The 10515-nt window shown below is 66.0% G+C and carries 10 protein-coding genes and 2 pseudogenes; 5 read left to right on the forward strand and 7 right to left on the reverse strand.

Annotated elements, in window-relative coordinates; genetic code table 11:
- From AC1DXK_RS28420 to AC1DXK_RS28440, 5 genes and pseudogenes are all read right to left on the reverse strand, one after another.
- A pseudogene (locus AC1DXK_RS28420) lies at window positions 1-444 on the reverse strand (IS3 family transposase); the annotation flags it as partial.
- Window positions 445-572: 128 nt separating this feature from the next.
- Window positions 573-1034 carry a low affinity iron permease family protein gene (locus AC1DXK_RS28425; protein ID WP_456684705.1) on the reverse strand — a complete coding sequence of 154 codons (462 nt, stop codon included), beginning with the start codon at window positions 1032-1034 and terminating at the stop codon, window positions 573-575.
- A 198-nt stretch (window positions 1035-1232) separates the two neighbouring features.
- Window positions 1233-1685 (reverse strand): annotated as a pseudogene (locus tag AC1DXK_RS28430) (KUP/HAK/KT family potassium transporter); the annotation flags it as partial.
- Between the two features lie 148 nt (window positions 1686-1833).
- On the reverse strand, window positions 1834-1977 hold the full coding sequence (locus AC1DXK_RS28435) for a hypothetical protein (RefSeq protein WP_477299550.1): 144 nt from the start codon (window positions 1975-1977) through the stop codon (window positions 1834-1836).
- A 128-nt stretch (window positions 1978-2105) separates the two neighbouring features.
- Window positions 2106-2318 carry a hypothetical protein gene (locus tag AC1DXK_RS28440; RefSeq protein WP_456684707.1) on the reverse strand — a complete coding sequence of 71 codons (213 nt, stop codon included), beginning with the start codon at window positions 2316-2318 and terminating at the stop codon, window positions 2106-2108.
- Window positions 2319-2508: 190 nt separating this feature from the next.
- Here AC1DXK_RS28440 and AC1DXK_RS28445 point away from each other — a divergent pair, with 190 nt between their 5' ends.
- A complete protein-coding gene (locus tag AC1DXK_RS28445; protein ID WP_456684708.1) occupies window positions 2509-2919 on the forward strand; it encodes a response regulator in 411 nt (136 codons plus the stop codon).
- A 272-nt stretch (window positions 2920-3191) separates the two neighbouring features.
- On the opposite strand, the gene AC1DXK_RS28450 is transcribed toward AC1DXK_RS28445, so the two are convergent.
- Entirely contained in the window at window positions 3192-3824 is a 633-nt protein-coding gene (locus tag AC1DXK_RS28450) for a tyrosine-type recombinase/integrase (protein ID WP_456684709.1), read from the reverse strand.
- A gap of 306 nt (window positions 3825-4130) precedes the next feature.
- On the reverse strand, window positions 4131-6593 hold the full coding sequence (locus AC1DXK_RS28455) for a PAS domain-containing protein (RefSeq protein ID WP_456684710.1): 2463 nt from the start codon (window positions 6591-6593) through the stop codon (window positions 4131-4133).
- Window positions 6594-7483: 890 nt separating this feature from the next.
- Here AC1DXK_RS28455 and AC1DXK_RS28460 point away from each other — a divergent pair.
- The 4 genes from AC1DXK_RS28460 to AC1DXK_RS28475 all read left to right on the forward strand — a co-directional run.
- Window positions 7484-8461: a 2-hydroxyacid dehydrogenase gene (locus tag AC1DXK_RS28460; protein ID WP_456684711.1), complete on the forward strand. Its 978-nt coding sequence runs from the start codon at window positions 7484-7486 to the stop codon at window positions 8459-8461.
- A 43-nt stretch (window positions 8462-8504) separates the two neighbouring features.
- Window positions 8505-9257 carry an SDR family oxidoreductase gene (locus AC1DXK_RS28465; protein ID WP_456684712.1) on the forward strand — a complete coding sequence of 251 codons (753 nt, stop codon included), beginning with the start codon at window positions 8505-8507 and terminating at the stop codon, window positions 9255-9257.
- 210 nt (window positions 9258-9467) lie between these two features.
- A complete protein-coding gene (locus AC1DXK_RS28470) occupies window positions 9468-10301 on the forward strand; it encodes an MFS transporter (protein ID WP_477299551.1) in 834 nt (277 codons plus the stop codon).
- Window positions 10302-10329: 28 nt separating this feature from the next.
- Window positions 10330-10515 (forward strand): transposase (locus tag AC1DXK_RS28475; RefSeq protein WP_477297057.1); only part of this gene is annotated, 186 nt, incomplete at its 3' end.

Genomic DNA, 10515 nt, shown 5'->3' on the forward strand with positions numbered 1-10515 from the left:
GATACAACAAACCTGGTCCGGTTTGTCGGACGACAAGGGCACGTCGCAACGCAGCCGGTGCAAGTTCCTTGTGAAGGCGATCGCCCACCGCCCAGCCCACGACCCGTCGGGAGTACAGATCGAGGACCACCGCCAGGTACAGCCACCCCTGTACAGCCAGCCCTCCCGCGTCCAGACGTAGGAGATGTCCGCGCCCCACTTCCGATCCGGCCCTGCTGCCGTGAAGTCCTTGGCGCGCCGGTTGGGGGCGACTGGAAAGGCGTGACTGCTGTCCGTGGTGCGCCGGAAGCGGCGCGGCTGGCGGGCCTTGAGCCCGTTCTCCCGCATCAGCCGGGCCACGCGTCGCCGGCCTGCCGCCAAGCCCTGCTCGCGCAGCTCGTGTGTCATGGGCGGGCTGCCATACGTCTCGTGCGAGAGCGTGAAGGCGGAGCGGACGTGGGCAAGCTTCGCCTGTCCCGGTGCGGCGGACGTTTAGGCGATGACGTCCCCGGCCCGGGACGGAAGCGCGTGGCTGCTCGTCCGATGGGTCAGGCCGCATCGGATGCCATACGGCCCAGGGCTGTACGCTTGTTTCATCTCGGATAGCTGGGCGACCCGGCAACTCGTTGCGCCGCCTCGCGAGCTGTGACATCGGCGGCAGCCTCTGCCTGATCGGCGGCTTCGATCACCGAGCTCGAAGGCGCACCGTTGTGGAGCGCGAGCCTGGCGCGCAACTCGTCGAGCTCCTCTTCCGCCAAGCCCTCGATGCCGATGAAGCGGTTCTGGGCCGCGCTCGCTCGGATCAGCTCGTCGAGCTTGGCCTGGATCGCCGCTCCATCCCGGTTCTGCGTGTTCTGGATGAGGAACACCATCAGGAACGTCACGATGGTCGTCCCGGTGTTGATCACCAACTGCCACGTGTCAGAGAAGCCGAACAGCGGCCCCGTGACCGCCCAGACCACGATGAGGATCAGGCTGAGCGCGAAGGTCGTCGGCCGACCCGCGGCGCGCGCCACCCGTGAGGCGAACTCGGCAAAGCCCTTCGGCGTCCTCATCGCGCCCTACGCCTTCGTCGAACGGCCACCACTCACACCTCCATCTCGGTGCCGACCTCCATCACCTGCCGGGCCGGTACGCACAGGTAGCTCGCCGTCTCCTCGGCATTGCGCTGCATCAGCGCGAAGACCTCCTCGCGCCAACCCGCCATGCCGGGACGTTTCTCCGAGGCCACCACCGTCTCGTGGCTGATGCACGACGCTCGGCGCGTCGAGCTTCAGCCCCTCGACGGCGGACAGGACGGAGATGGCCGGCGTGATCGCGCCGTCGCCGTAGAGAAGGGCCGCGCCGATCATTCCGACGACGAGCAACAGACCACCGCGGGAGCGGGCAGGTGCGTGCCGTTCGCCCAGAAGCGCCAGCATGGCGACGATGCCGCCCTCGCCGCGGTTGTCGGCGCGCAGGATCAGGATGGCGTACTTCAGCGCAACGATGACCACGAGCGACCACAGGATGAGGGAGACGGAGCCGAGGACCGCCTCGCGCTGCGGCGGACCGTCAGCGGCCGCAGCTTTGATGGTCTCGCGCAGGGCGTAGAGCGGGCTGGTGCCGATGTCGCCGTAGACGATGCCGAGTGCGCCCAGGGCGGCGGCTGCGGAGACGGCGCGGCTCGTCGCGGGGGCCTCGCCCTGCACCATCGTCGCTTCCATGCGCCTCTGCCTCTCCGGTGACGAGCGCACCTCCACCGAGATACGGTGAGCGCGCCGCGACCGTTCCGTCACGTATGCGTGGCCTACTGGCCTCGCTACCCGTTAGACCTTCGAACGGGCATGCACCTCGGATGGTCGACTACGGGACCTAACGGCCAAGGTCGAGCAGGCATGCTGTGGTGGCGATCATGCCGATGCCGCTGGCCCCGAGCAGGAGCCGCCACGCGATGGCGAGGGCATCGGCTGCGCCCCAACCGTTCCGCGGCTTGCGTGCCCGATTGTCGTTGGCCACCGGTCCGGTCGCATGGAAGGAGGGGAGTAGCGATATCGAGGTCGGCGGCTGATGCATCCAGGCGCCACTCGCCGCGCCGCGGATCGCGCACATCGGTCCACCTCCCGGTCGATGGGTGGACGAAGAGCTCATGCGAGTTCCATCTCCTGGGCGGCATCGTCCAGGTAGGCCGCGATGCGCGCGCTTGCCTGGGCGTCCGAGGCGTCGATGATGAAGCCGACCCTGCCGGGCGGGTCGTCGTAGCGACGGATGACCGACTCCGCCATGAGCGCCGCCTCGCGCTCCGACCGGGCGAGCAGGACGCGCCGGTCGCCGCGGATGTAAAAGGTGATGCGCTTCATGGTTGGGCTGCCTCGGCCTGCATGGTCGCGAAGGGCAATCACACAGTTGCGGCTTAGCTCTCTAAACGGTTCCACGGTTCCGACAGGTAGGTCGAGTTTGGATGACGAGCGTTGCTTTCTGCTATTGCGAGCATCGATTTAAACTGTGTTGGCCGGCGATCATACCGGCCAGGTGGGACATTGTTATTGCGTGACACAGACAAATTCGGGCGATGCGCCCCACGCCCTCGTCGTCGATGACAACGCCCTCATCCAGATGGAGGCTACCAGCATCCTCGAAAATGCGGGCTTTCGGGTGTTGGAGGCGATGAACGTCGCCCAGCCTCTGCATGTTCTGGAACGGCACCACGACGTGGTCCAACTTCTCTTCACCGACGTGCAGTTGCCCGAGGGGGAAGACGGCTTCGACCTCGCCCGCCAAACCGCCGAGCGTTGGCCGCACGTCGCGGTCGTGGTCGCCTCGGGTCATGCTGAGCCCGGATCGGGCGATCTGCCTGAGGGCGCGACGTTCATCGGCAAGCCGTTCAGCGCCAAGATCGTCCGGCACCACGTGCGTGAGACGATGCCGGACGAGAAGCCCCCCGAGATGCTCAGGGAGTGACTTCCCGCAGGCGCCGAGCAGGCTCGGCATGTCCTGAGCGCCGCGCCAGTCTCGCGGTTAAGCGTACCCACTCGTGTCGGTCAGCCTACGACGGTGACACGATGCAATCACCCGCCGACGGTCGCGCCATTTGCGAACAGTCATGCGTGGCAGCTCTCACGCCAATACCCGCAATGGAGAAACGTCAGAACGGCTCGGACTGACCGGGTTGGGCGCACTGCTGCCAGAGTAGTTTCGAAGCCCCTCGACACTGAAGCTGAGGGGCCGAACGCTCAAATCTCAGTTCCCTCTGCCGGGGTCAGGGCATCCTCGACGTCGACACCGAGGTACCTGACCGTGCTCTCGATCTTGGTATGGCCCAGTAGGATCTGCACCGCTCGCAGATTGCTGGTCCGTTTGTAGATCAACGACGCCTTCGTGCGACGGAGCGAGTGCGTCCCGTAATCCTCGCTTCGCAGCCCGATGCCCGAGACCCACTCGTGGACCTGGCGTGCATACTGCCGGGTGCTGATATGAGTGACGCCATCGAGCCTGCTCGGGAAGGCAAAGTCGTCGAGCGATCCACCCCTGGCCTCCAGCCATGCCAGGATGCTGGTACGCGCTGGTTCGAGCAATTCGAACTGCACCGGCCGGCCGGTCTTGCGCTGAATGACGATGGCCCGGCTGCGGACGCGGCCGCCGCTGACGAGATCGCCAATCTTGAGTTTGACGATGTCGCAGCCTCGCAGCTTACTGTCGATGGCAAGGTCGAACATCGCGCGGTCGCGCACGCGCCGTTCGCGATTGAGCCAGAACCGGATGGCCCAGACCTGCTGAGGTTTGAGGGCTCGTTTGGCGCCGAGCTTGCGGCCGGCGTTCCAGGCAGGCCGGCCTTTCGTAGCCGGATCAAGTGCGGAGTATCCCATCGTCAGTCGCCTCGCCGGCCCATGCCGACGAGGCGAGAAGGCACCCCAATCGAAGCTGCTGAGATGAGGGCGGCCATTTGTGGACGTTCCGCTGGCGACCCAGCGCAGTCAGTCACGCGCGGCCCTGCGGATCCCGAAAGCGGACGCAGGTTCCGCCGTAGCTATGGCGGTGATGCGCCCAAGTCTGTTCTCCGGCGGCTTTCGTCACCATCCTGGAAGAAGGTATCGGCGCGGTTCGGATGACAGGTGGATCTTCGGTCCGGTCGCGGTACTGGCACATTCCTGATCCGGCTCGACAGGCAGCATTCACACGAATGCACGCCGTCGTATGGGCGCCGCCGCCCGGAGGGCACCGGCGACCTGCGCCGCCGAGTAGGGCTTGCGCACGACCTCGAAGCCGTGAGCGTCGTCCCGGGCGAGCACGTCGCTGTAGCCGGTCGTCAGGATCACCGGCAGTGCGGGATGGCTCGACCGCAATCGCCGGGCCAACGCGACGCCGCCCATGCCTGGCATCACCACGTCCGAGAAGACGGCATCGAACCGGGCGGGTGCCCGCTCGATCTCAGCGAGCGCCGACTCGGCGTCGAGCGCCCAGACGGTGGCATGACCGAGATCCTCCAGGATCTGCGTGCAGAAGCGCCCGACGTCGGGATTGTCCTCGACCACGAGAACGCAAAGCCTGCGCGATGCCTCGGGCGCCTCGGCGGGACCCGTTTCGGGCTTGTCCTGCGGGATGGTCGGCGGATCGGTCTGCGGCAGGTAAAGCACGAAGGTCGACCCGTGCCCGACCTCGCTGGAGACGTCGACGTCGCCCCCCGACTGCTTGGCGAAGCCGATGACCTGGCTGAGCCCGAGGCCCGTGCCCTTGCCGATCGACTTCGTCGTGAAGAATGGCTCGAAGATCCGCGGCAGCAGGTCCGGTGCGATGCCGGTCCCGCCGTCCGTCACCGATAAGGCGACGAAGGGACCGGCCGCGCCCGCGTGCGAGCGGACGCGGGGCATCGGGCGGCTGCCGTCGAGCCGCAGGGTCAGCGTGCCTTCGCCGTCCATGGCGTCTCGCGCGTTGACCGCCAAGTTGATGAGCGCGGTTTCGAACTGACTCGCGTCGACTCGCACATAACAGGGCTGAGCAGGCACCTCCGTTTCGAGCTTGATGCGCGCGCCGGTCACCGCGCCCAGCATGTTCGACACGTCCTGCAGGCGGGCGCCGACATCGAATACTTCGGCCTTGAGGGGTTGCCGCCGGGCGAAGGCGAGAAGCTGGCTCGTCAGCTTGGCGGCGCGATCCACCGTATCCGAGACCGACTCCAGGTAGCGGGTGCGCCGGTCCTCCGCGAGGTTCGGGCGACGCAGGAACTCCACCGACGAACGGATGATGGTCAGCATGTTGTTGAAGTCATGGGCCACGCCACCGGTCAACTGGCCGATGGCTTCCAGCTTCTGGGTGTGCCGAAGCGTCTCCTCGGCGCGAGAGAGCCGCTCCTGCTCACGCAGATGCTCAGTCACGTCCTGGACGTACTGGAAGGCGCCTATCCGCGTCCCCTGCGCGTCCCGCAGCGTCGTGAACTTCACCTCGAAGTGCCGGCGTCGACGCTGCGGATCGCCGAATGCCTCGACCAGGGTGAACTCCTCGCCCGCGAGCGCTCGCGACCAAACCGGGCGAACCTGCGCGAGCACCTCGGGCATGTGGGATAGGAGGTCCAGAAGGTTGTCGCCGACGCGCGGCCGCACGTCGTAGACGGACTCGATCTCCGCGATCCAGGCTTTGTTGGCGGCCAGGATACTGAAGTCCGTGCCGAGGGCGCAGACGAGGGCATCGGTCGTCTCGAATACGTCGGCCCAGAGCTTCCGCTGGGCGAGCGCCTCCTCGACCCGCCGCTCCAGCGTCGCGTTCATCTCGTGCAGCCGCGCCTCGGCCAGCTTGCGGTCGTGTACATCCTCCACGACCCCATACCAGCGCACGATGGCACCGGCCGCGTCCCGACGCGGGTAGGCGCGGGCGCGCATCCAGCGGAAGTCCCCGGTTGCCGCCATCCGGACGCGGTAGTCCACGTCTACCGGCTCGCCCGAGGCGAGCGCGGCGGCGAACCTCGCCAAGGTCTCGTCCACGTCCTCGGCGTGCAGGGCCTTGACCCAGCCGGAGCCCAGGGGTTCGCCGGGGCGCTGCCCCGTGATCTCCAGCCAGCGGTTCGAGTAAGAGACGATGTTCCCATCGGGGTCGCAGGTCCAGGGTACCTGCGGGTTCAGTTCGACCGTGTGCCGGAAATGGTCTTCGCTCTCGTGCAGGGCAGCCTCGCCGCGGACCCTGTCGGTGGTCTCGGCCGTGACGCAGAACAGGCCGTTGACCGCGCCCGCATCGTCGAGGGCGGGCGAGTAGGTGAACGACCACCAGCTTTGCTCGGGCCGGCCCTCGCGCGAGAGGTCGAGCATGACGTCGGTCAGGGTTTGGCTCCGTCCCTCCAGGGTCGCTTGCACCAGTGGCTCGATCTCGTCCCAGATGCTCGCCCAGACCTCGCGGAAGGGACGACCCAGGGCCTCGGTCTGGCGGTAGCCGAGGACCGGCCTGTAGGCATCGTTGTAGAAGCAGAGCAGCTCCGGCCCCCAGGCGAGGAACATGGCTGTCGGGCAGGCGAGCATCTGGGCCAGCCTGACACGTAGGGACGACGGCCAGCGGTCGGGCGACCCGAGCGACGTGGCCGACCAGTCGTAGACGCGGATCTCGGCGCCTATCTGGCTGCCGGACGGCAGGAACTGGAAGGCGTCAGCCAAGGTTCGGGCAGTTCGGCGACGGATGCGTGGGAAGGTTGGACTTGCCGGGCATGGCTCGTGGCGAGGGGCTAACGCGGGGCGAGGACTCCTGCCCCTGATACGGGTCTACCAGTATCACACCGTCAAGCCACCGTACTGCGGCAGCGTGACGTCGCCCGTTACGAAGCGGAGCCGAGGACCTGAGCCGATCCAAGGGCGCGGGAGCGCGGACCAGTTCGCCGGCCTCGGGCCGTGCCGTCCCAGATACAGTTGGATCGGTGAACGGGCGGCAATTCTTCCTAAGGACTTGGGCTGCCAACGGCCGGCGTCAGTTCCCAGTGGCGCTTAGCTCGATGCCCGCTTCCGGGCTCCGCCTCAACAAATCGAAATGACCGGCTAGAGTGGGTAGGAGGCCATGGGCTTTTGCGGCCAGCCTACTCCGAAGGAGCCATTCCGTTTTCGGCCAATTCCGGCCAACCGCCGAGCGTCCGCTTTGTTCGAACTCGCTGCTGAAACCGCAACAGCAGCAATCCACCCCTTTAAGACGCTTCGAGGGCGTTCCGCGCCGGCATGCCATTGCCGAATGCGGCTGGTCTGCTTTGGATTGGATCGTCGCGAAAGCGGTCATGCTACGTCGCTGCGCTGACGCGCATCCGTTTTCAGCTGCCACCACGACTGCTGCGGCGCCTGTCCGTTACGCAACCGCCTGCGCATAGGCTTTCCCCGACACTCCGCTCCTCAGCCATGCCCTGAACGATCGAAAAATCGCAGGCATTGCCACCATCGATGCCGCAGGCGCATCGATCTATGCTGAGATTAAGTTGGACTCCAATTGGCAATGATGTTCGCATGAAGTCCTGAAGATCTGTCCCCGATACGAGGGACGGGCGGGGAGGACGGGGCAATTTCCGATGACGATTTTGAAGCCCCACGTATTGCACTACGGCATTCCGAAGCTATTGATTGATCAGGGAGTGGCGGATCATTTCGCACCTCTTCGAATACCTAACAACACCGACTTTACAGCCCTCTCGGACAAAGAGGCTGCGGCCGTGCGCGCTATCGCTGCCGGAGGCGGCCACGACCCGATCGACAGCCGTCTTTTTGATCGACTTCCCAACCTCGAAATCGTCGCCAGCTTCGGTGTCGGATACGACCATATTGATGCTGCCGAAGCGGCGCGGCGCGGGATCGTTGTCACCCATACGCCAGACGTACTCACGGAGGATGTCGCCGACATCGCCCTAGCGCTCCTGCTCGGCACAGTGCGGCGGACTGGACAGGCCGAGCGCTTCCTGCGCGCCGGTCACTGGCGCACCGGTGTGTTCCCGCTCACATCGAGCTTACGCGAGCGCTCGGTTGGTATCTTGGGACTCGGCCGCATCGGCAAGGCCATCGCGCGCCGCGTCGAGGCCTTCGGCGTGCCGGTCAGCTATTGCGGGCGTCGTCGCCAGACCGAGGTGACCTACCCGTATCACCGCGACCTGATCGCCCTGGCGGACGCGGTCGACACCTTGATCATCGCGGCCCCCGGCGGTCCCTCAACGGATGGGCTTGTCGACCGGCCCGTGCTTGAAGCGCTGGGTTCGAACGGCATCGTCATCAACGTCGGCCGCGGCTCGATCATCAACGAGGCGCACCTCGCCGTGGCGCTCGGCGATGGGACCATCGCAGCAGCCGGGCTCGACGTGTTCGAGCACGAGCCGCAGGTTCCCGCGAGCCTGCTGGCTTGCGAGAACGCGGTGCTCTTGCCGCATATCGGCTCCGCTTCACACCACACGCGCAACGCCATGGCGCGCCTCGTCGTGGACAATCTCGTGGCTTGGTTCGCTGGTCAGGGACCGCTCACGCCCGTCGCAGAAACCCCGGCTCGGCGCTCCGTCTCCTGAAAACAAATCGTGCGCATCGCCCACATGGAGCAGGGAGGCTGACATGTCTCGAAAGATCGCGATCGTCACGGGCGCAAGTAGCGGAATTGGCAGGGTCTCCGCGCGCGCCCTAGCACAGAGCGGCTTCGCGGTCGTACTAGTCGGCCGCCGAGTGGTCGAACTTGAGGATGCTGCCTCGTCCATCCGAGACGGCGGCGTTTCGGCCGAGGCCATCGTCGCAGACGTGACCGACCCCGCATCGGTCGAGCGCTTGTTCGCCGAGGTACTGGATCGACACGGACGGGTTGACCTGCTGTTCAACAATGCCGGGTCTAACATCCCGGCGGCCGAGATCGATGCGATCGACCTCGGTCAGTGGCGCACGGTCCAAGACGCGATCGTGACTAGCACCTTCCTGTGCACACGCGAGGCCTTCCGGATCATGAAGGCGCAGAAGCCGGGCGGCGGCAGGATCATCAACAACGGTTCGATCTCGGCCCACGCGCCGCGGCCCGGCTCGGCCCCCTACACCGCCGCCAAACACGCAGTCACGGGCCTGACGCGGTCCACTGCGCTCGACGGGCGACGCCACGCTATCGCGTGCGGACAGATCGATGTCGGCAACGCCGACACCAAGATGGGCGGGCGGATGAAGGCTGGTGTCATCCAAGCCGACGGCAGCATGCGCGAGGAGCCGGTGATCGACCCCGAGCACGTCGCGAATGCCATCGTAACAATGGCGAGTCTGCCGCTCGATGCGAACATCCTGACCATGACGATCATGGCCACGGCGATGCCGTTCGTGGGACGCGGCTGAAGCTTTCTATTGGCGCCGTCGTGATGACCGACAGCTGCCGCGACGCCCAAACCGGCGACCGCCTCCTATGCAGGCCGGTGGCCGGTCCGGACTCCGCAACTCGACGCCGGGCGGCCTCGTAAGTCGGCCGGCGTGACTGCCCGTACCGAAAAGCGCCCGCGAGAGGCGCGTCGAGAGCGGTCGCTGGCCGCCGATCAGGAGAGGAACCCGATGTCCCAACCAGACGCCCTCGCCAAAACCATTCCGCTGCCGCGCGACGCGGGAACGGAGCGGGTCAAGGCCGACACGCGGCCGATGCACGCCACGGCAGGAATCACGCCGTCCGACTCGGCCGCCAAGCCGACGCGCATGCGCTTCTTCATGCTGTTCTTCATCTTGATTGCGACCGTGATCAGCTATGTAGACCGCACCAATCTCGGCATCGCCGCGCCGTTTCTAAGCAAGGAGCTTCAGCTCGACAAAGCACAGATGGGGCAAATCTTTGCGGCGTTTGGACTGACCTACGCATTCGCGCTGGTCCCGGGAGGCTACATCGCCGACATGCTCGGCTCGCGCATGGCCTACGCAGGGGCGCTCGTGACGTGGTCTTTGGCCACGATCGCTCAGGGTTTTGCCGGGACCTTCAATGCGTTGTTCGGCGCTCGCTTGGCGATGGGTGTTCTCGAGTCGCCTGCCTTCCCGGCCAATGCCCGCGCCGTGACCATGTGGTTCCCTACGAAGGAGCGCGGCATGGCGACGAGCTTCTACATCACCGGACAGTACATCGGCACGCCCATCTTCGCAGGTCTTCTACTGTGGCTCGCCCAGGAGCACGGCTGGCGTAGCGTCTTTTACGCCACCGGCTTGGCAGGCCTCACGCTCGGTCTGTGCTGGTACTTCATCTATCAGGATCCGCGTGAGTGCAGCCGGGCGAACGCGGCCGAGCTCGACTACATCGAGGCGGGTGGCGGGTTGACGACGAACCCGTCCCGTGCGCCCTTCAACGGCAAGGCGCTCCTCCAGCTCCTAGCTGTGCAGTCCCGCGGTGTGGTGGCATCAATTTAGCTGTAACCGCCGCACACCGGGAGGCGTTATGGGACAGGTTCTTCACGGCTGCGCCACGACCACGCACGCGGTCAGAGCAACGCTACAGCGATCGAAAGCTCCGCTCAAAGATCTTGCCGCCCAGCATGGACTGAACCCCAAGACAGTCGCGAAGTGGCGTAAGCGAGCCTTCGTGCATGACGCGGCGATGGGACCGAAGACGCCGCGCTCTACC

The organism is Methylobacterium sp. P3_A11, assembly GCF_056403155.1.